This window comes from Streptomyces sp. MNU76 (assembly GCF_020982545.1).
Lineage (GTDB): Bacteria > Actinomycetota > Actinomycetes > Streptomycetales > Streptomycetaceae > Streptomyces.
In genome coordinates this window covers 697,631-719,559 of the sequence record NZ_JAJKLK010000001.1, presented here as the reverse complement: position 1 = coordinate 719,559, position 21,929 = coordinate 697,631, and the positions used below count along the sequence as shown (strand labels likewise).

Annotated in this window: 14 protein-coding genes; 8 read left to right on the top strand and 6 right to left on the bottom strand. The window is 71.5% G+C overall.

The window, feature by feature from the left end:
• Positions 1 to 231: 231 nt before the first annotated feature.
• The 3 genes from E4N62_RS03100 to E4N62_RS03090 all read left to right on the top strand — a co-directional run bounded on the left by E4N62_RS03100 (position 232) and on the right by E4N62_RS03090 (position 4,487).
• Positions 232 to 1,392 (top strand): alkaline phosphatase PhoX, encoded by a 1,161-nt coding sequence (locus tag E4N62_RS03100; protein WP_230211813.1) that lies wholly within the window; start codon positions 232 to 234, stop codon positions 1,390 to 1,392.
• Positions 1,393 to 1,478: 86 nt separating this feature from the next.
• Positions 1,479 to 2,813 (top strand): glycosyltransferase, encoded by a 1,335-nt coding sequence (locus tag E4N62_RS03095; protein WP_268269032.1) that lies wholly within the window; start codon positions 1,479 to 1,481, stop codon positions 2,811 to 2,813.
• A 171-nt stretch (positions 2,814 to 2,984) separates the two neighbouring features.
• Positions 2,985 to 4,487, top strand: a complete 1,503-nt coding sequence (locus E4N62_RS03090; RefSeq protein WP_230211811.1) for a condensation domain-containing protein — start codon at positions 2,985 to 2,987, stop codon at positions 4,485 to 4,487.
• 143 nt (positions 4,488 to 4,630) lie between these two features.
• Here E4N62_RS03090 and E4N62_RS03085 read toward each other — a convergent pair whose 3' ends face one another.
• Positions 4,631 to 4,993, bottom strand: a complete 363-nt coding sequence (locus E4N62_RS03085; protein WP_268268909.1) for a hypothetical protein — start codon at positions 4,991 to 4,993, stop codon at positions 4,631 to 4,633.
• 212 nt (positions 4,994 to 5,205) lie between these two features.
• Here E4N62_RS03085 and E4N62_RS03080 point away from each other — a divergent pair, with 212 nt between their 5' ends.
• Together E4N62_RS03080 and E4N62_RS03075 are read left to right on the top strand one after the other, a co-directional pair.
• Complete coding sequence (locus tag E4N62_RS03080) at positions 5,206 to 6,507, top strand: NAD(P)/FAD-dependent oxidoreductase (RefSeq protein ID WP_230211809.1); 1,302 nt, start codon at positions 5,206 to 5,208, stop codon at positions 6,505 to 6,507.
• Positions 6,508 to 6,641: 134 nt separating this feature from the next.
• Positions 6,642 to 7,577, top strand: a complete 936-nt coding sequence (locus tag E4N62_RS03075; protein ID WP_230211808.1) for a sigma-70 family RNA polymerase sigma factor — start codon at positions 6,642 to 6,644, stop codon at positions 7,575 to 7,577.
• Positions 7,578 to 7,684: 107 nt separating this feature from the next.
• On the opposite strand, the gene E4N62_RS03070 is transcribed toward E4N62_RS03075, so the two are convergent.
• From E4N62_RS03070 to E4N62_RS03060, 3 genes are all read right to left on the bottom strand, one after another.
• On the bottom strand, positions 7,685 to 8,986 hold the full coding sequence (locus E4N62_RS03070; protein WP_230211807.1) for an ABC transporter permease: 1,302 nt from the start codon (positions 8,984 to 8,986) through the stop codon (positions 7,685 to 7,687).
• A gap of 418 nt (positions 8,987 to 9,404) precedes the next feature.
• The gene (ppdK, locus tag E4N62_RS03065) at positions 9,405 to 12,152 is read right to left on the bottom strand and encodes a pyruvate, phosphate dikinase (protein ID WP_374116913.1); all 2,748 of its coding nucleotides are present in this window, start codon (positions 12,150 to 12,152) and stop codon (positions 9,405 to 9,407) included.
• 406 nt (positions 12,153 to 12,558) lie between these two features.
• A complete protein-coding gene (locus tag E4N62_RS03060) occupies positions 12,559 to 13,812 on the bottom strand; it encodes an ROK family protein (protein WP_268268908.1) in 1,254 nt (417 codons plus the stop codon).
• 133 nt (positions 13,813 to 13,945) lie between these two features.
• Between E4N62_RS03060 and E4N62_RS03055 the strand changes: the two genes are divergently transcribed.
• On the top strand, positions 13,946 to 15,562 hold the full coding sequence (locus E4N62_RS03055) for a trehalase family glycosidase (RefSeq protein ID WP_230211806.1): 1,617 nt from the start codon (positions 13,946 to 13,948) through the stop codon (positions 15,560 to 15,562).
• The gene (locus tag E4N62_RS03050) at positions 15,559 to 17,499 is read left to right on the top strand and encodes a glycogen debranching N-terminal domain-containing protein (protein ID WP_230211805.1); all 1,941 of its coding nucleotides are present in this window, start codon (positions 15,559 to 15,561) and stop codon (positions 17,497 to 17,499) included. Before E4N62_RS03055 ends, E4N62_RS03050 begins: the two co-directional genes overlap by 4 nt.
• A gap of 386 nt (positions 17,500 to 17,885) precedes the next feature.
• Here the strand turns inward: E4N62_RS03050 and E4N62_RS03045 are convergent, their stop codons facing one another.
• Entirely contained in the window at positions 17,886 to 19,028 is a 1,143-nt protein-coding gene (locus E4N62_RS03045) for a polysaccharide pyruvyl transferase family protein (RefSeq protein WP_230211804.1), read from the bottom strand.
• 146 nt (positions 19,029 to 19,174) lie between these two features.
• Positions 19,175 to 20,383 carry a tRNA dihydrouridine synthase DusB gene (dusB, locus tag E4N62_RS03040; protein WP_230211803.1) on the bottom strand — a complete coding sequence of 403 codons (1,209 nt, stop codon included), beginning with the start codon at positions 20,381 to 20,383 and terminating at the stop codon, positions 19,175 to 19,177.
• A gap of 81 nt (positions 20,384 to 20,464) precedes the next feature.
• On the opposite strand from dusB, the gene E4N62_RS03035 reads away from it, so the two are divergent.
• Entirely contained in the window at positions 20,465 to 21,910 is a 1,446-nt protein-coding gene (locus tag E4N62_RS03035; RefSeq protein WP_230211802.1) for an MFS transporter, read from the top strand.
• Positions 21,911 to 21,929: the final 19 nt, after the last annotated feature.

The window sequence follows — 21,929 nt, the reverse complement described above, 5'->3', positions numbered from 1 at the left end:
CCGGGGCCCCGTCCACGGACACCCGGCCGCACGAACTCGCGGACGGCGGACGGCGGACGGCGGACGGCGGACGGCGGACGGCGGACGGCGGAGTCTCGTACGCGTACTCGCGGACCCGCGACGTCCACCCGTTGTCCATGTACCGTCAATTCCGCTCCTCTAGGTTCCATCAGCGCGCGACCCCGCCGCCGACCGTGCGGCGGGCCGGTCAAGGCATCCCTTGGAGCGACTGTGGAACGTCGTACTCTCCTGCGCACGGCCGTACTCGGCGGCACGTCGACCGTCCTCGGCGGCGCCCTGTGGCGCGGCGCCGCGTACGCCGCGCCCGCCCAGCCCGGTCCCGGCCCCTACGGGGCGCTCGGCTCGCCGGACGCCAACGGCATCCGGTTGCCGAGCGGGTTCACGAGCCGGGTGATCGCCCGCTCCGGCCGGACGGTCCCCGGGACGTCGTACACCTGGCACAACGCCCCCGACGGCGGAGCTTGTTACGCGGACGGCAGCGGGTGGATCTACGTCTCCAACTCGGAGATCAATCCGTCCGGCGGCGCGAGCGCGGTGCGCTTCTCGTCGACGGGCGCGGTGACGTCGGCGTACCGGATCCTGTCCGGCACGCGCCAGAACTGCGCCGGCGGGCGGACACCCTGGAACACCTGGCTGTCCTGCGAGGAGGTGGACCGGGGATACGTCTACGAGACGGACCCGTGGGGCACGAAAGCGGCGGTCCGCCGGGACGCGATGGGCCGTTTCAAGCACGAGGCGGCGGCCGCCGACCCCACCCGAGGTGTCGTCTACCTGACCGAGGACGTCTCCGACGGCTGCTTCTACCGCTTCCGGCCCACGACCTGGGGCGACCTGTCGTCGGGCACGCTGGAGGTGCTGGTGGCCGGTACCGCCACCAGCGGGCCGGTGACCTGGTCCCGGGTCCCGGACCCCACCGGCGCCACCGCCACCCGTCACCAGGTGTCCGGCGCCAAGCGCTTCAACGGCGGCGAGGGATGTCACTACGCCGACGGCACCTGCTGGTTCACGACCAAGGGCGACAACCGCGTCTGGCAGTACGACGCCGCCGCGCAGACCATCGAACTCGCCTACGACGACTCGCTGGTCACCGGCGGAACGGCACCGCTCACCGGCGTCGACAACATCACGAGCACCGGCTCGGGGGACCTCTACGTCGCCGAGGACGGCGGCAGCATGGAGATCTGCCTCATCACCCCGAACGACACCATCGCCCCCTTCCTCCGCGTCGACGGCCAGTCCGCCTCCGAGATCACCGGCCCCGCCTTCTCCCCCGACGGCCGCCGTCTGTACTTCTCCAGCCAGCGCGGGACCAGCGGCAGTTCATCGGGCGGGATCACCTACGAGGTGACGGGGCCTTTCCGGTCCGCGTAATCGGAAATCGGCGCCACCGGAAATATCGAACTCATTACCACGCCGGACTAGTTCGATTTTCCTTCTGCTAGGTTCAGCGCGTGGTCATGCCCAATGAATGGGGGCCGGAGAGCCTCGTGGCCGGCGCCCGCCCCCGCAAGGTACTTCTGGCGGCATGCGGTACCCGCGGGGATGTACAGCCTTTTCTCGCATTGGCCGTGGCGCTGCGTCGCCACGGCCAACAGCCGTTATTGGCGGCCCCTTCCTCTTATGCGCCCGAAGCAGCCGCGTACGGCGTCGATTTCGCCGCGATCGACGACGGGCCGGCCCGGATCCTCGACGAGACGGCGACCCGGAGCATCATCGACGGCGGCCTCATGGGTGTGCGGGGAAAGATCGCGGCCGCGCGGACCGTGGCCCGGCTGAGACGGCTGATGGTCGCCCCGCTGCGCGACGTGGCGGCCATCGCGCACGACCACGGGGACGTGGCGGCGGTGGTGCACTCGGCGGCGTTCCCCTTCCAGCACGTCGCCGACATGCTGGACGTACCCGCCGTCGTCGTGGCGCTCCAGCCTGGCTGGATCCCCACCGACGCGTTCCCCTGCCCGCTGCTGCCGCTCCCCCGGGTGCCCCGCTTCCTGAACCGGAGCACGTACGCCCTGGTCACGGCGGCCCAGCGGTCCCGTGAGGTGGAGCGCTGGCGGACGTGCGAACTGGGGCTGGCCCCCCGTCGGCACGGTGCCCGACGGTGGCTACGGGACCCCGAGGGCCGTCGGCGCCCGGTGCTCCAGCCGTTCAGTCGGCACATCACCCCGGTCGACCCGGCGTGGGGCGACGCCGTACGCACCACCGGTTTCTGGTACCTGCCCGCGCGCCCCGGCTGGACGCCGCCGAGGCAGTTGAGCCGATTCCTGGACGAGGGCCCGCCCCCCGTCTACATCGGCTTCGGCAGCATGGCCGGCACCCGGGCCCGCCGGAACCACGCCCTGGTCACCGAGGCGATCCGCCGTACCGGCGTACGGGCCGTCGTCGCGACCGGCTGGGGCGGCATCGGCGCGCCGGGCAGGAGCTCCGCCCCCCTGCCACCGAACATGCTGATGATCGAACAGGCCCCGCACGACTGGCTCTTCCCGCGCACGGCCGCGATCGTCCACCACGGCGGCCAGGGCACGGTCGGAGCCGCCCTCGCCGCGGGCCGCCCCCAGGTCCTCTGCCCCCACATGGGCGACCAGACCCACTGGTCCGCCCGTATGCGCGCACTGGGCGTCGCCCCCGCCCCCCTCACCGCCCGCGCTCTCACCGCGCCCGGGCTCGCGGAGGCGATCACGACGGCGATGACGGACCGCCACCTGGCACACCGGGCGACCGAGATCGCCCGCCTCGTCCGGGCCGAGGACGGTGTGGACGCGGCGGTGAATTCCCTACTGACACACGTCATCTGATCCCGACCACCATTGACGACGGATTCCGACGACCAACGCTCACCCCCTCATGTGACTCACCCCACCTGATTCACCCCCGCCTGATTCACCCCTACCTGATTCCCTCCCCTGATTCACCGCTCGAATACTCCCTCGACTTCCCCCCACAAGTCATGAACAGAAAGCCCCCGAGTGCTGCAGATTCCCTTCTCCGACGCCACCATCGAGCCCGGAACCGTCATCTCCTGGTCCCTCCATACGAAGCGCGCCGCATCGATTCCCTTCACATCGGCCTCGTTCAACCAGGACAAGCACCACTCGTCGTCCGAGGCGACCCGGAGCACGAGCGACGGAATCGCCAGCTCGATCACGGTCACCTTCGAGATCACGGGCGAGCTGGACACCAAGGCCCTCGAAGCGGCACTCCTGCTGCTCGTACGACGCCACGAGGTGCTCCGCTGCGAGTTCCAGCGGCTCGCCGGCGACCTGAACTGCGCGGCGCTGGCGCCCGATTCCATCACCCTGGAGGCGGAAGAGGTCGGCCACTTCCACAGCGGGGACGATCTGCACACCCACCTCGACAAGACGTTCAAGAGCATCGACACGCTCTCCTGGCCGCTCTTCCTCATGGGCGCGGTGGTCCGGGAGAACGGCGCGACGGTCTACCTCTGCTTCGACCACATCGTGTGCGACGGCCTGTCCATGCCCGTCGTCGTGAACGAACTCCAGACCTCGTACGCCGCCCTGTCGGCCGACCGAACCCCCGAACTCCCGGCGGCCGCGAGCTATTTGACCTTCGGTGACGACCAGCGACGCCGCTACGCCGCACTCCGACCCGACGACGGCCGCCTGCGGTACTGGAAGGACTTCATCCGCGGCAACGGCGGGTTCTTCCCCAAGTTCCCCTTCGACCTGGGCGTACCGGAGGGCCACCTGTACCCCCTGGTGAACCGGGCTCTCCCCCTGCTCGACCCGCACCGCACCGACGCCCTGGCGGCGGGCGCCCGCGCCTCGGGCGGCAGCGTCTTCACCGCCGTGCTGGCGGCCGCGGCGACGGCCCAGCACCGCTTCGGAGGACCGGGGGTCTACCGGGGCCTGCTCCCCATCAGCGAACGAACGGACGAGGGCCGGGGCGAGCACGGCGGAGTGGACGCGGGGGCGGCCGGAGCGGCGGTCGGCGGGGCTCCGAACCCCTGGCAGCACTCGGTCGGCTGGTTCGTGAACACGATGCCGATCGAGTTCCGGGTGGGCGAGGGCGGCGCGGACCACGCCACCACGATCGCGCGGGCGCGCACGGCGTACGGCGAGTTGCAGCGGCACACGGACATCCCCTTCGTACGGGCGTGGGAGCTGCTGGCCCCGGAGACCTTCACGCTGCACCACTGGCCGTTCCCGGTGAACTTCTTCTCCTACATCGACTTCCGCAGGACTCCTGGCGGCCTCCAACACCCGCGCTGGCAGCCGAAGTTGCATGTGTGGGCCGCCCGGGGCAACGGCATCAGCCACTGGTTCCACCGCACCGCCACCGGCCTCCACGTCAACATGCTGCACGTGGACACACCCCGGGCACACGAGATCGGCGACGCCCTCCACGAGGAACTCGTACGCGTCCTGCGGGAGATCGCGGGCGAGCGGGACAGCACGCCGGTCCCCATCCCCCGCCCCTCACGGGCAAGGCCGGCCGTACGGAGCTGACCGACATCGAGGGACTGATCGGCGTCGAGGGACTGATCGGCGTCGAGGGGCGACGGGGCGCCGCTGGGCCCGCCCGCCGCCCCTCGACGGCGGGTCACCATGCCTGCCGGGCCACCGCGCGCGGACCTCGCGGCTTGCCGCTCTCAGTGGAACTCGTGCACGACCTCGATCTCGCCCACGAGGCGGGCGTTGAACTCCTCCAGCTCCTCAGCCGGCACCCAGAGTTCGAGGATCGTCTCCCCGCCCGCCTGCCGCACCGGGTACCGCCGCAGGAAGTCGGTCTCGACCTCGAACCTGGTGACGTACCCCGCCCCGTCGTGCTTGACGTTCCAGTCCCGAGCGATCTTGACGGCGTACTCCTCGTCGAGCACCGGGTAGAAGATCGGCTGCTCCGGAAGCCGGGGTGGCCAGGCCCGCCATCCCGCTTCCCGCACCAGTCCCAGCTCCACGGGGCCGGTCGGCCGCCACAGGGTCGTCGTCTCTCGCTGCCCGCTCACGGAACGCATCACTCTCCGAACACGGCGACCGCGGTTCGGTCCACCGGGCGGCGACACTACCGACCCCGGGCGGGAGAGGCACGGGAAATAGGCCCCGCGCCGAGCTCCCCGGAGGCTCACCGACGCACCGCGCTCGCGTGACCCACGTCACACCCCACTCCTGTCAGGAATCGTGACGCCATCCCGTTCAGGAGGCACGCGAACGAGACAGGAGCATCGCCATGAAGCACCGCATCGTCGTCCTCGGCGCCGGATACGCCGGGGCCTTCGCCGCCGGGAACCTCGCCCGTCGGCTCTCCCCCGCCGACACCGAGATCACCGTGGTCGACGCCGCGCCCGACTTCGTCGAGCGGATGCGGCTCCACCAGCTCGCGAGCGGCCAGGAACTCACGCCCCGCCCGCTCGCCGACGTGTTCGCCGGCACCGGGGTGAGGCTCCGCGTGGCGCGCGTCACCGGCATCGATCCCGAGCGGCGGACAGTCACCGTGACGGAGGAGACCGGCGCGGCGGGGGCGATCGCGGCAGACCGGGCGCGCAGGGAGGCGGAGGCGGCCGACGAGGCCGGGGACGCCGGGGAGGCCGGGGACCGCGAGCTCCCGTACGACACCCTCCTCTACGCGCTCGGCAGTTCCGTGGCCCACCATGGCGTGAGCGGTGTGGCCGAGCACGCCTACGACGTGACCGGCAGGTCCTCGGCGTTGCGGCTGCGTGAGCGCCTGGCCGGGCTGGGCGAGGGCGGCACGGTGCTGGTCGTCGGCGAGGGGCTGACCGGCATCGAGACCGCCACCGAGTTCGCCGAGTCCCGGCCCGACCTCTCGGTCGCGCTCGTCGCCCGCGGGGAGCTGGGCGCCTGGCTCTCCCCGAAGGCCCGCAGGCATCTGCGCCGGGCCTTCGACCGGCTCGGCGTCACCGTCCACGAGCACACCACGGTCGAAGCCGTCGAGCCGACACGGGCGATCACCGCCGACGGTACGGCCATCCCGGCCGACGTGACGGTCTGGTCGGCGGGGTTCACCGTGCACCCGCTCGCGGCCGCGGCCGGCCTCCGGGTGGCCGAGACCGGCCAGATACTCGTCGATCGCACCATGCGCTCGGTGTCGCACCCGGACGTCTATGCCGCTGGTGACTGCGCCTACGCGATCGGGGACAACGGCCGCCCGCTGCCGATGTCCTGCGCCTCGGCCGGCTACACCAACATGCAGGCGACTGCCGCGATCATCGCGCGTCTGACGGGCCGCGAGATCCCGACGGTCGGGCTGAAGTACCACGGCAACCACATCAGCCTCGGGCGGCGGGACGCGATCTTCCAGATGGTGGACGAGGAGGCCAGGTCGAAGTCCTGGTACCTGGGCGGCCGAACCGCCGCGCGCCTCAAGGCGGGCGTGCTCAAGGGGGCGGCGCTGGGCATCGCCCACCCGACCTTCGGAGTACCGAAGCGACGGCAGCGGCTGGCCGCCGGGGCCGAACGGGGTGGAGTGAGGGCGGCGGGGGTGGAGGCCGCGGGTGCGAACTCCGCGGCGTGAGGGTCTTGGTACAACGGCCCTGCTGCAAAACCCTGTCGTGGAGGCCCTGTCCTGAAGGTCCTGTTGTGGACACCCTGTCGTGGAGGCCCCGTTGTGAAGGCCCTGTTGTGATACCGCCGCATAGGCTCCCGTGCATGGACACCGCAGCCATCGACCGATTCGAGGCCGGCCGGGGACGGCTGGCCTCGCTCGCGTACCGTCTGCTCGGCTCGGCGGCCGACGCCGAGGACGCCGTGCAGGACGCGTTCCTGCGCTGGCAGGCCGCGGACCGGGACCACATCGAGGTCCCGGAGGCATGGCTGACGAAGGTCGTCACCCATCTCTGCCTCGACCGGCTCCGCTCGGCGCAGGCCCGCCACGAGCGGGCGGCCGGGGACCGGCTGCCCGAGCCGCTCCTCGAAGGCGACCCGATGCTCGGCCCCGCCGAGACCGTGGAGCAGCGCGAATCGGTGTCGCTGGCCGTACTGACCCTCATGGAGCGCCTCTCACCGGTCGAGCGGGCCGCCTACGTCCTGCGCGAGGCCTTCGCGTATCCCCACGCCGAGATCGCCGGAATCCTCGACATCACCGAGTCCGCGAGCCAGCAGCATGTGCACCGGGCCCGGCGCCGGGTCGCCGCCGAGCGCCGCGGCGACCCGGTGGATCCGGCGACCGCGCGCAAGGTCGTGGAGGAGTTCCTCGCCGCGGCCACGTCGGGGCGCACCGAACGTCTGGTGGAGCTGCTCACCGCCGACGCGATCGCGGTCTCGGACGGGGCCGGGCTGGCCAGGCGGCTGCTGCGCTACCGGACGCCCGAGCGCATCGCGTCCCTCGTGCGGGCCGGCTTCAGGCCGACTGCGGCGAAGCGGCGGATGGCGGGCGGCAACCCCACGATGCACCTCACGCTGCTCAACGGGTCCCCGGCCGTCGTCGCCGTGGTCGAGGGACGGGTGGTGGGGGCGGTGGCGTTCGAAGTCGCAGGCGGCAAGGTCGCGTACATGTGCGGGGTCGCCGCCGCGCACCGGCTGGGTCGCCTGAACGAGGCGTGGCGGCGGTATGAGCCGGGGGCGCCGATCGCGAGCGCGTGGTGATCGGGGGCGCGGCGCGCCGGGGGCCGGTGACTTGGGCTGCGGCGGGACGACGACAGGCGGCACCCCGTCGGCGGCGCCGCCTGCCCGCTGTGTCCCTGTCGCTTCGCTCAGTCCCGCCGGATCAGCTCCGGGTCGATCCGACGGCCGACGAGGGGCAGCGCACCGACCGCTGCCACGGCGACCGCGCCGAGGGCGCAGGCCAGCAGCAGGGGGATGCCGGCACCGTCCCAGTAGACGGCACCGCCGCCGGTCACGAGGTAGCTGGACTCGGCGAGTTTGCCCAGCACCACGGCGAGGGCGAGCCCGACGGCCAACGGCACGACCACCTGGGCGACCTGCACGGCCCGGAGCGTACGGGGCCGGGCCCCGAGCAGCGACAGCGCGGTGACCTGGGGCTTGCGCTCCACGGCACGGTCGGTGGCGGCTACGAGGTATGCGGCGACTCCGATGACGAGCCCCAACACCATGCCGATGCCCAACAGGCTCTTCACCACGGTGATCTGCTGCAACGACGTCACCACCACCCCTGGCGTGTCGACCTCCGTCGTGGGGTCCACACCACCGATGCCATCGAGAACCTGCCGCACCGTTTCGGGGGCGGAGCTGCTGAGGAGGGTGAGGGTGGCGGAGTCGGGGCGATGTCCGGCGGGAACCGCCGAGGGGGGCAACAGCACGGAACCGCTCTGAAAGACCGGGAGACCGGCGTCGTCGCTGTACCGGAGAACCGCTCGCGGAACGGTCACCTGCACGACACGGCGTTGCCCGTCGTGCCACAGGTCGAAGGGGAAGCGTGCACCGGGCTTGTTGTCATCCACAGCAACGTGTTTCGGGTCCCACAACCGCATGGGCCGACCGTCCACACAGCCGTCGATCTTCTGCACCATGCTGCGCAGTTGCTCGCACGTGGCGACCACGGCTTCCAGACTCGGAACCCAGCGATCGACCTCGGGACGCGACCGCGATCGCATGACGACCGCATGCCCCCGGACACCCTTCACCTTCTCCCAGGCCCGCTGCCGGTCGGCCGTGGTCCCCGCGAGAGAGATGTTGTACGTCTGGACCGACGACGTGTTCCTGGAGACTTGATCCAGCTCGATCAGCACCCCCTGCACCAGCGACGCCGCGAAGACCAGGATCACCAACCCGGTCGCCACCCGTAGCGCGCCGCCGGGTTCCGCCTCGTTGCGCCGCATGGCCAGGCCGAGGGAAATCGACTGGGTGGAGTGAGCCGCCCTCTGGGCGAGTTTTCGGGAGAAAATCGGCAGCATCGCAACCAGTCCGATGCCGAGCAGAACGACCGCAAGGGGCATGAGGATCGACGAGAGTCCGGTGTCCCGGGGCGGATGACCGGTCGCACCGGCCACGCAGTACGCGGCGACGATACTCAGTCCCGGTACGAACAGGAACATGCCCCACTTTCCTGGTGACTTCTCCGCAGCGCTGCGCCGTACGGCCAGCGGCTGGGCCGCCGTCCTCCTCGCGGCCACCCGGCCCACGAACCATGCGAGCGCAGGGCAGCCCATGACACAAACGAGGACGGTGGAAACGGACAACGCACCATCGGGGGGATACCACTTGAGGCCGGGCAGCCCCACACGACTTGAATACTTACAGAAACGATCGATCAACCTCATCACCACCGAATCAGGTGATCTTGAAGCACAAGAGGCACCGAAGGATGCACAACCCGCCCAAAACCCAGAAGGCGGCACCCCCCGCACGGGGTGCCGCCTTCTGTTTCGTGGGCCGGAACCGCCGCCCATCGGTGAGGGTCGGTCGGGGACAAGCGGCGGTTCCGGGGTCGGGACGCGGCGTGGCCGCCGGAGGCTACCGGTGGTCACTCCCCGTCGACTGCGACGCCGCCCGCCCCGCCTCCAGGCGAGCCACGGGGATGCGGAACGGGGAGCAGGAGACGTAGTCGAGTCCGACCTCGTGGAAGAAGTGGACGGACTCCGGGTCACCGCCGTGCTCACCGCAGACGCCGAGCTTGAGGTCGGGGCGGGTCGCACGGCCCGCCTCCGCCGCCAGCTTCACCAGGGAGCCCACGCCGTCCTTGTCGATCGTCTCGAACGGCGACACCCCGAAGATGCCCTTCTCCAGGTACGCCGTGAAGAAGGACGCCTCCACGTCGTCGCGACTGAAGCCCCATACCGTCTGCGTCAGGTCGTTCGTGCCGAAGGAGAAGAACTCCGCCGCCTCCGCGATCTGACCGGCGGTCAGCGCGGCCCGCGGCAGTTCGATCATCGTGCCGATCGACAGCTTCAGCGTCACGCCCGTCGCCGCCTCGACCTCCGCGATCACCGCGTCCGCCTCCTCGCGGACGATCTCCAGCTCCTGGACCGTGCCCACGAGCGGGATCATGATCTCGGCACGCGGGTCGCCCTTCGCGTTCTTGCGCTCGGCGGCCGCCTCCGCGATGGCACGGACCTGCATCGTGAACAGGCCGGGGATGACCAGGCCGAGGCGTACACCCCGCAGGCCCAGCATCGGGTTCTGCTCGTGCAGGCGATGGACGGCCTGCAACAACCGCAACTCGTTCTCGTGCGGCTCCTGGCGGGACTCCGCGAGGGCCACGCGGACCGACAGTTCCGTGATGTCGGGGAGGAACTCGTGCAGCGGCGGGTCCAGCAGACGGATCGTGACCGGGAGGCCGTCCATCGCGGAGAAGAGTTCGACGAAGTCCTGCTTCTGCAGCGGGAGCAGGGCCTTCAGGGACTCCTCGCGCTCCGCCTCCGTGTCGGCCAGGATCAGGCGCTCGACCAGCTCGCGGCGGTCGCCGAGGAACATGTGCTCCGTACGGCACAGGCCGATGCCCTGGGCGCCGAAGCGGCGGGCGCGCAGCGCGTCCTCGGCGTTGTCGGCGTTGGCGCGGACGCGGAGCCGGCGCTTGCGGTCGGCGAAGGCCATGATCCGGTGGACGGCCTCGACCAGTTCGTCGGCGTCGTTGGCGCCGGCGTGCATCCGGCCCTCGAAGTACTCCACGACCGGGGAGGGGACCACGGGCACCTCGCCCAGGTACACCTTGCCGCTCGAACCGTCGATGGAGATGAGGTCACCCTCCTCCACCACATGACCGCCGGGGATCGTCATGCGGCGGCGCTTGGTGTCGACCTCCAGTTCCTCCGCGCCGCAGACGCAGGTCTTGCCCATGCCGCGCGCGACCACGGCCGCGTGGGAGGTCTTGCCGCCGCGCGAGGTCAGGATGCCCTCGGCCGCGATCATGCCGTCGAGGTCGTCGGGGTTGGTCTCGCGGCGGACCAGGATGACCTTCTCGCCCGAGCGCGACCACTTCACGGCCGTGTACGAGTCGAAGACCGCCTTGCCGACCGCCGCGCCCGGGGAGGCGGCGATCCCGCGGCCGACCTGGGCGACCTTCGCGTCCTCGTCGAAGCGGGGGAACATCAGCTGCGCGAGCTGGGCGCCGGTGACCCGCTGGAGGGCCTCCGCCTCGTCGATGAGGCCCTGGTCCACCAGCTGGGTCGCGATGCGGAAGGCCGCGCCCGCGGTGCGCTTGCCGACGCGGGTCTGCAGCATCCACAGCTGGCCGCGCTCGATGGTGAACTCGATGTCGCAGAGATCCTTGTAGTGGTTCTCCAGGGTCTCCATGATCTGCATCAGCTGGTCGTACGACTTCTTGTCGATCGACTCCAGCTCGGCCAGGGGGACGGTGTTGCGGATGCCCGCGACGACGTCCTCGCCCTGGGCGTTCTGCAGGTAGTCGCCGTAGACGCCCTGGTGGCCGGAGGCGGGGTCGCGGGTGAAGGCGACGCCGGTTCCGGAGTCGGGGCCCAGGTTGCCGAAGACCATGGAACAGACGTTGACCGCCGTGCCGAGGTCGCCGGGGATGCGCTCCTGGCGGCGGTAGAGCTTGGCGCGGTCGCCGTTCCAGGAGTCGAAGACGGCCTTGATGGCGAGGTCCATCTGCTCGCGCGGGTCCTGGGGGAAGTCCCGGCCGGCCTCGGTCTTGACGATCTTCTTGAACTTGGTGACGAGCTTCTTGAGGTCGGCCGCCTCCAGCTCGGTGTCGACGACGACCTTCTTGGCCGCCTTGGCCGCCTCCAGCGCCTCCTCGAAGAGGTCGCCGTCGACGCCGAGGACCGTCTTGCCGAACATCTGGATGAGGCGGCGGTAGGAGTCCCAGGCGAAGCGGTCGTCGCCGGCCTGCTTGGCCAGGCCCTGGACCGACTTGTCCGACAATCCAATGTTCAGAACGGTGTCCATCATGCCCGGCATCGAGAACTTCGCGCCGGAGCGGACGGAGACGAGGAGCGGGTCGTCGGCCTGGCCGAGCTTTTTGCCCATCTTCTCTTCGAGGGCGACGAGATGGGCGGTGACCTCGTCACGGAGTGCCGCGGGTTCGTCGCCGCTGTCGAGGTAGACCTTGCAGGCCTCGGTGGTGATGGTGAAGCCGGGAGGCACGGGGAGCCCGAGGTTGGTCATCTCGGCGAGGTTCGCGCCCTTGCCGCCGAGGAGGTCCTTGAGGTCCTTGTTGCCTTCGGTGAAGTCATAAACAAACTTCACGCCCTCAACGCTCTGAGCTACGTGGCCTACGTGGGGATCTTTGTTTTCCGACACAGGTCCCAACTCCTTGAGGACGCGGTGGCTGCCCTGACGGCCAGGAACATACCCAGATCGAAGGCACCTGGGTACGTCCACTTGCGCGTCATGCGCCTGTAACCACCCGTCCGCCAAGAGATCGAAAGTCAAAGCTTGGCAAGGAAGACGGCCGGAATGTGTTCACCTCTTGAAGGGGGCAAGCCCCACTCGCCCCTCATGTCGCCCACATGAGCGGCTATCGACACGCCTGAGTTCGCTCGATGAACGATCAAAGGGTGGCACCCAGTGCCACCCTTTGAAGTCGCAGAGCCGCCCACGATTCGCTCATCTGAGCGGAACCCCTATCAGGGGTGGCGAGAATCACGCAGTTCGAGGGAGCCCGATTTCACCATGCGGACCGCTCCACGGGACGGAAACGCCCCCGTCACACCCCGAGCGCCACCAACCGCTGCTCGGCCCGCTCCGGCGCGTAGAGGTGCTCGACGACCAGTGCACCCGCCCCCACCAGCCCCGCCCGCTCCCCGAGCTTCGAGGTCACCACGTCCAGGTGGGCCGTGGAGCGGGGCAGTGCGCGCTGGTAGAGCAGTTCGCGGACGCCCGTGAGGAAGGGGGTTCCGGCCAAATCGCCGGCGATCATCAGGACGCCGGGGTTCAGCAGGGTCACGACCGTCGCCAGGACGTCCCCGACGGCCCGGCCCGCCTCCCGCGCGAGGGCCGTCGCCCCCGGGTGGCCGGCGACCAGCAGATCCCGCACATCTGAGCCGGAGGCCGCCGGAACCCCCGCCTCCGCAAGCCGTCGGGCCACGGCGCCGCCGCTCGCGACCGCCGCCAGACAGCCGTACGAGCCGCACTTGCACAGCGCCTCCGCGCCCTGCGGGACCCGGATGTGGCCGATGTCCCCGGCACCGCCGTCCACGCCCCGGAATATCGAGCCGCCCACCACGACCCCGGCGCCGATACCCGTGGAGACCTTGACCAGCGCGAACGCCGCGCAGTCGGCGTAGCCCGCGCGCTGTTCCCCGTACGCCATGAGGTTGGCGTCGTTGTCGACGAGGACCGGTGTCCCGGCGGGGCCGCTCGCGTGGTCGGTGAAGGCGCGGGCCAGGCGGCCTCGTATGTCGTAGCCGTCCCAGCCGGGCATGATCGGCGGCTGCACCACACGACCGGTGTCGATGTCGACCGGGCCGGGGACCGCGAGGCCGATCCCGCAGACGGCGTCGGCGGGGTGGCCTGCCTTCTCCAGCAACTCGGCGAACCAGCGCCCGAGTTCGTCCAGGACGGCGTCGGGGCCCTCCTCGATGAGCAGGACGCCGGCGTGCTCGGCCTGGATCTCGCCGGTCAGGGAGAGCACGGCGGCGCGGGCATGGCGGGTGTCGAGGTCGGCGGCGAGGACGACCGCGTGCTCGTCGTCGAACTCCAGGGTGATGGAGGGGCGGCCGCCGAGCGGCGAGCCGACGGGGCCGCCGGCGCCCTCGCGCAGCCAGCCCGCACGGAAGAGCCGGTCCAGGCGCTGGCCGACGGTCGCCCGGGAGAGGCCCGTGGCCTGCTGGAGCGCGCCCCGGGTGGTGGCCCGGCCGCTGCGGACCAGCTCCAGCAGATCTCCTGCCCCCGCGTGACTGCCCACCTTCACGGCCCTTCGCTCATGTCGTCCTCGATGCCGCCATTGTCGCGGCCCCATGGGAATTCGTTCCCCCGCACCCTCTTGCGCTCACCAACTCTGCATTACATATTGAGTTTTGCGTGTTAAGTAGACGTAACCCTACGGTAGCTACTGCCGAACCGGTCGGCACCTTGTCCTCAGGGAGCCCTGCGTGGACCGCACTACCCAGCTCACCGCCCGTCGACCAGGCACGACAACCCGTGTCCGGGACTACGTATACGATCCGCCCGGTTCGCCGCACCGCGCGGCGGCCGAGGTGCTGGCGGCCAACTGGACCGGGCGGTCCACCGTGCCGTCGCGCACGCTGTATCCGCACCAGTGGTCCTGGGACTCGGCGTTCATCGCGATCGGCCTGCGGCATGTCTCGCCCCTGCGGGCGCAGACCGAGTTGGAGACGCTGCTCGCCGCGCGGTGGGGGGACGGGCGGATCCCGCACATCGTCTTCAACCCCTCGGTGCCGCTGGACGCGTACTTCCCGAGCCCCGACTTCTGGCGCTCCTCGACCGCGGGACGCGCCGCCGACGCCCCACGCACCACCGAGACCTCGGGCATCGTGCAGCCGCCGGTGCACGCGCTGGCGGCATGGCTGGTGCACCGGGCCGACCCGGAGCTGTCCAGGGCGCGCGGCTTCCTGGAGCGGGTCTATCCGGGGCTTGCCGCCTGGCACCGCTATCTGCTGGACCGCCGTGACCTGGGCGGCGGCGGGCTGGCCTCGGTCGTCCACCCCTGGGAGCAGGGCATGGACAACAGCCCCGCCTGGGACGCGCCGCTCGCCCGGATCACCCCGGCCCCCGCCCGCTCCTTCCGCCGCGCCGACCTCGACCACGGCGCGGCCGAGGACCGGCCGACGGATCTGGACTACGGGCGGTACGTGCGACTGGCGGCGGACTACCGCGACGCGGGGTACCGGGACCGGGTGGGTGAGCGGGCGGGTGAGCGGCTCACGGGGAGGAGCGGGGCCGGGGAGGCGGAGTTCGCCGTCGAGGACCCGGCGTTCAACGCGCTGCTCATCGCCTCCGAGCACGCCCTCGCCCGGATCGCGAAGGAGTTGGGCGCGTCGGGGACGGCCCGGCACACGCGCGCCGAACGGCTGACGGCGGCCCTGGTGGAGCGGCTGTGGGCCCCGGCGGAGGGCATGTTCCTCTGCCGCGACGTCACCACCGGCGCGCTCATCCCCGAGCGCGGCGTCTCCGGCCTCGTCCCGCTGCTGCTCCCGGGTCTCCCCCGGGACATCGCCGCCGCCCTCGTCCGCACGATGCACGGCCCGCACTTCGGGCTCGGCGACACCACCCTGCTGGTGCCGTCGTACGACCTGACCGGCGAGGCCTTCGATCCGCACCGCTACTGGCGCGGGCCCGCCTGGTTCAACACCAACTGGATGCTGGAACGGGGACTCAGGCTGCACGGGGAGAGAGGGCGGGCCGACGCGCTGCGGACGGCGCTGCTGGAGACGGCGGTGGCGTCCGGGTTCGCCGAGTACGTCGACCCGTACACCGGCGAGGCGTGCGGAGCGGCCGGCTTCGGCTGGACGGCCGCGCTCACCCTCGACCTGCTGCACCGGGACGACCACGGCCGGCCGCCCGCCCGCGAGCGGCAGCGCGCCCGGGAACGGCACCACGCACGGCACCACGCCACCGACGAAGCCGGGTTCGGCAGGAACGGGATGGAGTCCGGCAGAGACGAGGTGGAGTCCGGCACGGGCGGGGCCGGGTTCGGCAGGGACGAGACCAAGTTCGGTATGAGTGACCAGGGAGGGGAACGGGGATGACGGACCGGCATCACCTGCTCGTGCGCGGCGGGACGTTCGCCGCCGTGGGCGACGGCGGCGACATCAGCGGTGTGCGGGGCGGCAGTTCACCGGACGGGCTGTTCGTCCGGGACGCCCGGCATCTCAGCAGGTGGCAGCTGACCGTCGACGGCGCGGTTCCCGAGACGCTCACACCCGTCGCGGACGGTGACGTCGCCCGCTGTGTGCTCGTGCCCCGGGGCGGGCGCCGGGAGCCGCCGGCGTACACGCTCTTCCGTGAACAGGCCGTCTCCGACAGCGCGTTCGTGGAGACGCTGCGCGTCACCAGCAACCGGCCGGTGGCGACGACCGTCCGGATCGCGATCACCGTCGACGCCGACTTCACCGACCAGTTCGAGCTGCGCTCCGACTTCCGTACGTACGCCAAGATCGGTGTCGTCCGCAGGCGCGAAGTCCTGGACGACGGGGTGGAGTTCAGCTACCGGCGTGGCGAGTGGCGGTCCTGCACGACGGTGACGACCGAGCCCGCACCGGACGCTGTGGAGGAGACCGGGACGGGGGCGCGGCGCCTGGTCTGGGCCCTCGATGTCGCGCCGCACGGCTCGGCGGAGCTGACCTGCCGGGTGATGGCGCGGACCCACGGTGACCGCCGGGCCCTGCGGGTGCCGAGCTCCCCTTCCGCCGTGCACGAACAACTCCGCGGTCTGGAGGACGAGTTCGTGGAGGGCGTGGCCTTCCCCACGGGTTGGCCGGAGCTGGCCGCCGCGTGCGAGCGCGGTCTCGCCGATCTCGCCGCGCTGCAGATCCCGGCGACCGGCCCGGACGGGGAGACCCTGCGGGTGCCCGCCGCCGGGGCGCCCTGGTTCCTCACCCTCCTCGGCCGGGACGCCCTGCTGACCTCCCTCTTCACGCTCCCCTACCGACCGGAGCCGGCGGCCGCCACCCTGCTCGCGCTCGCCGCCGCCCAGGCGACCGAGGTCGGCGTCGACTCGGTGGCCCAGCCCGGCAAGATCGTGCACGAGGTGCGGCACGGGGAGCTGGCACACTTCGGGCAGGTCCCGTACGGCCGTTACTACGGCTCGGTGGACGCGACCCCGCTCTTCCTCGTGCTGCTCGGCACGTATGTCGAGCAGACCGGGGACGTCACCCTGGCCCGCCGTCTCGAACGCCACGCGCGGGCCGCGATCGGCTGGATGCTCGACCACGGCGGCCTCACCTCGCGCGGCTACCTCGTCTACCGCGCCGACCAGGGCGGCCTCGCCAACCAGAACTGGAAGGACTCCCCCGGCGCGATCTGCTCCGCCGACGGCGGCCGGCCCGCCGGCGGGCCGGTGATGGCCGCGGGCGCGCAGGGCTACGCGTACGACGCGCTGCGCCGCACCGCCGTGCTGGCCCGCACGGTCTGGGAGGACGAGGTGTACGCGGCGCTGCTGGAACAGGCCGCGGGTGACCTGCGCGACCGGTTCCAGCGGGACTTCTGGATGCCCGGGCACGAGTTCCCCGCGCTGGCGCTGGACGGCGAGGGCGCGCAGGTCGACGCCCTCGCCTCGGACGCGGGGCATCTGCTCTGGTCGGGGCTGCTGGACAAGGAGTACGGGAAGGTGGTCGGGCGGCGGTTGCTGGAGCCGGACTTCTTCTCCGGGTGGGGCGTGCGGACGCTGGCCGCCGGGCAGCCGGCGTACCACCCGCTGTCGTACCACCGGGGGTCGGTCTGGCCGCACGACAACGCGCTGATCACCTTGGGTCTGGCGCGGTACGGGCTGCATGACGAGGCGCGGGCGGTGGCCTCCGGCATGGTGGACGCGGCGTCGGCCGGGGGGCATCGGCTGCCGGAGGTACTGGCCGGGTACGGGAGGGAGACGCATCCGGTGCCGGTGCCGTATCCGCACGCCTGCGTGCGGGAGGCGCGGTCGGCGGCGGCTCCGTTGGCGTTGTTGACTGCGGTGGGGGGTGCCTAGGGCGTGGGTTGCCAGCTGCTTGCCGGGGAGTGCGTACGAGGGTGGATGAGCTCGATCGTGCGATGATCGGCTTCCGGGTTTGCGACGGTGTGGGCTGTTCGGGCTACGGTGAGCGGGCGATCCGGGACACCGGGAACGGAGCCGGCGTGCGGAGCCCCCCTTTCCTCCGGAGAGAAGGTCCGGGGCCTCTCCGTCGCCCTCTGTCCGTACCCACCTGGCCAGGTCGTGAGGGAACCGGCCTCCCGGGACCGGACCACGTACAGGATGCGTGTCGCCGCCCCGGGGTTGAGTACGCCGGGGACCTGGGGGTACCTCCCACGCCCTTGAGGCAGTGGGGGAACGCCCCAGACCGTTCGGGGCGTGCGGCTGGGCGGACTCACTCATGCTCAGTCCCCAGGAACGGTTCCTGTGCGATGGCGGGTGCGGGTCCGGTGGGGCTTCTCGCGCAGTTCCCCCCGCCTTTCAGGCCGGAGGCCCGCCAGCAGGGCTCCCGCCCGCTGCCTTGCCTCCGCCTCCGTCCACGCCCACTCCGTGGTCGGGGGGCGGTGGGTCGGCCAGGTGTCCCAGTAGCTGCGGGCCTTGCCGTAGCGGTCGGCGAGCAGGACGTGGGGAAGGCCCAGGAGGAGGGCGAGGACGTGGCCGTGGAGGCGGTCGGTGACCGTGACCCGGCCGGCAGCCAACAGGCGGCAGCCGCACGCGAGTTGGAGGCGGGCGAGGCCGTCGTAGGCGGCGAGGAGCGCGGGGACGGCGCCGGGCGGGTCGCCCGAGGCGGCGCGGCACAGGGCGCGGGCCCGGCTCCGCCACAGCGCCTCCTTGGCCCGTCGCCAGTCGGTGTCCTCGCCCTCCCGGGTCCAGTCGAAGACGTACGGGCCGCCGCGCTCCTTGCGTGCCGTGCCGCGCCCGGCCGGTGGGCCCTTCGCCGACTCCTTGTCCTCCCTGGCCAGCCAGATCACGTCATGGGCGATCGTGCCGCCGGTGAGCGCGTCCGGCGGCACGGCGAACGCCAGGTCGGGGGCGAGCAGCGAGGGGGCCTCGAAGACGGCGCGGCAGCGGTGCAGGCTGTGCCGGTCGCGCAGCAGCAGCGTCAGGTCGGGGTGGGCGTCGAAGACACGGCGGGCGCGGGTGAGGTTGGCGTGGTCCGTGAAGTGCACGGACTGGGGCAGCTGGACGATCCGGCGGTCCGGGAAGTCACGCAGGACCTGTTCGCGCAGGAGCTGGCTGTCCTCCCACAGGTCGCCGAGGGTGCCGCCGCCCGTCAGCATGATCGGACCGTCCGGGAGGCAGGCGGCCAACTGCCCGGCGTCGTACGACATCAGGTCGCAGGCGTAGCGCACGTCGGCGCCGAGCGCGTCCAGCAGGGCGCGCTGGCCGAGCCAGATCGCGCTGTCGCCGACGTTGGAGTTGAGCGGCGCGCCGATGAGCGCGCACCGGGTGCCGGCCGGGACCAGCCGGTCCAGCACGGTCAGGACGTACGAGACGTAGTGGGCGCAGTGGGGGACGTAGGACGGGGGCGCCGAGGGTTTCCGCATCGGCCGCTTCCGGGGCGTCTTCGTCGGCTTCTTCGGTGTCTCGTTCGCTCCGCACACCAAAAGGCGCTACCCGGACATTTCCGCACTCATTCCGAGATGACGGAAACCGGCCGCACAACGACCGGAACACCCGCAGAAGCGGGCAACTACCCCCCGGACGTGTCCAGTTCGGCTTCCTCGCCCACGCCCGCACAGTCGTAGGGGTCCTTGAGCCAGCCGTCGGGCAGGACGACGCGGTTGTTGCCGGAGGTGCGGCCGCGCGGCCCGTCGGCGCCGGTGGGCCAGGGCTGGTCGAGGTCCAACTCGTCGAGTCCGGCGCGGAGTTCGGCGAGGGAGGAGGTGATGGCGAGCCGCTTGCGCATCTCGGAGCCGACGGCGAATCCCTTGAGATACCAGGCGACGTGCTTGCGGAAGTCGACGACCCCCTTCGACTCGCCCACCCGTCTCCCCCCACCACCCTCAACGGTGACCCTTCGGGCCGCCTCACCATTTTCGATCCACTCGCCGAGCAGGGTGGCGTGCCGGACCATGACGTCGGCCACCTCGCGCAGCGACGGACGCGCGATGTCCTCGGTACGCCCCTCGAAGGCCGCGACCAGGTCGGCGAACAGCCACGGCCGGCCCAGGCAGCCGCGCCCCACGACCACTCCGTCGCAGCCGGTCTCGCGGACCATGCGCAGCGCGTCCTGGGCGGACCAGATGTCGCCGTTGCCGAGGACGGGGATCTCGGGGACGTGCTCCTTGAGGCGGGCGATGGCGTCCCAGTCGGCGGTGCCGCCGTAGTGCTGGGCGGCGGTGCGGCCGTGCAGGGCGATCGCGGTGACGCCCTCCTCGACGGCGATCCGGCCGGCGTCGAGGTAGGTGATGTGGTCGTCGTCGATGCCCTTGCGCATCTTCATGGTGACCGGGAGGTCGCCCGCGCCGCTCACGGCCTCGCGGAGGATGGCACGCAGCAGGTTCCGCTTGTACGGGAGGGCCGAGCCGCCTCCCTTGCGGGTCACCTTGGGGACCGGGCAGCCGAAGTTGAGGTCGATGTGGTCGGCGAGGCCCTCCTCCGCGATCATGCGGACGGCCTTGCCGACGGTCGCCGGGTCCACGCCGTACAGCTGGATCGAGCGCGGCTTCTCGGTCGCGTCGAAGTGGATCAGCTGCATGGTCTTCTCGTTGCGCTCGACCAGCGCCCGCGTGGTGATCATCTCGCTGACGAACAGCCCCTTGCCGCCGCTGAACTCCCGGCACAGGGTGCGGAAGGGCGCGTTGGTGATCCCGGCCATCGGAGCCAGGACGACGGGCGGGGTGACGGTGTGCGGGCCGATCCGCAGGAGGGCCGGGGCGAGGGACACGGGCGTGGACATTCCCCCATTGTCACGCACACGGACGCATGCTCGCCATTCATTAGTTAGGCGCACTATCGAGTCGGGCGTACGATGGGGCGCATGCCCGAGCTCAGTCGCCGTCACCGTCTGCTGGTGCTCGCGATCTGCTGCATCAGCCTCCTGATCGTGAGCCTGGACAACACCGTCCTGAACGTCGCCCTGCCCTCCATGCAGCGCGACCTGAACGCGAGCCTCGCGGGGCTCCAGTGGACCGTCGACGCCTACACCCTGGTACTGGCCGCACTGCTGATGCTGGCCGGCTCCACCGCGGACCGGATCGGCCGCAAACGGGTCTTCATGGCCGGGCTGGTCGTCTTCGCCGTCGGCTCCCTGCTGTGCTCGCTCGCCCCGAACCTCGAATCGCTGGTCGCCTTCCGGATGGTGCAGGCGGTCGGCGGCTCGATGCTCAACCCGGTCGCGATGTCGATCATCACCAACACGTTCACGGACCCGCGCGAGCGGGCCCGGGCGATCGGTATCTGGGGTGCGGTGGTGGGCATCTCGATGGCCGCCGGGCCGATCATCGGCGGACTGCTCGTGGAGTCGGTCGGCTGGCGCTCGATCTTCTGGATCAACCTGCCGGTCGGTCTGGCCGCACTCCTGCTGACCCGGCGGTACGTCCCCGAGTCCCGCGCCCCCAAGGCCCGCCGCCCCGACCCCGTCGGCCAGCTGCTCGTCATCGCGCTGCTCGGCTCCCTCACCTACGCGATCATCGAGGCGCCGACCGCGCCGGTCGCCGAGACCCTCGCCCTCGGCGGTGTCGCGCTCGCCGCGTTCCTCGGCCTCCTGCGCTACGAGCCCCGCCGCGCGGAACCCCTCATCGACCTGCGCTTCTTCCGTTCGGCACCGTTCAGCGGAGCGACGGTGACCGCGATCAGCGCGTTCGCCGCGCTCGGCGGCTTCTTGTTCCTGTCGACGCTGTACCTGCAGAACGTCCGGGGCCTCGACGCGCTGCACGCCGGCCTGTGGATGCTCCCGATGGCGCTGCTGTGCTTCGTCTGCGCGCCGATCTCCGGGCGGCTGATCGGCAGCCGGGGCCCGCGTCTGCCGCTCCTGATCGCCGGGGTCGCGATGACCGCGAGCGGGGTGCTCTTCGCCGCGTTCGAGGCCGAGACCGGCGACGTCACCCTCGTCATCGGCTACGTCCTCTTCGGCCTCGGCTTCGGCTTCGTCAACGCGCCCATCACCAACACGGCCGTCTCGGGCATGCCGCGCGCCCAGGCCGGTGTCGCCGCCGCGATCGCCTCCACCAGCCGCCAGATCGGCCAGACGCTGGGCGTCGCGGTGATAGGAGCGGTGCTGGCGGCGGGCATCGGCTCCTCCTCGTACGCCGACTCCTTCGTCGCGGCGGCCCGCCCCGCCTGGTGGATCGTCGCGGTGTGCGGCTTCGCCGTCCTCGTCCTGGGCGCGGTCACCACGGGCCCGTGGGCACGGGAGACCGCGGCGCGGACGGCGAAGCGGCTGGAGTCACCCGAGGTGAGGGATGCAGCGGGAGTGAGGTCGTAGGGGCGGCGGGGTCTTGGGG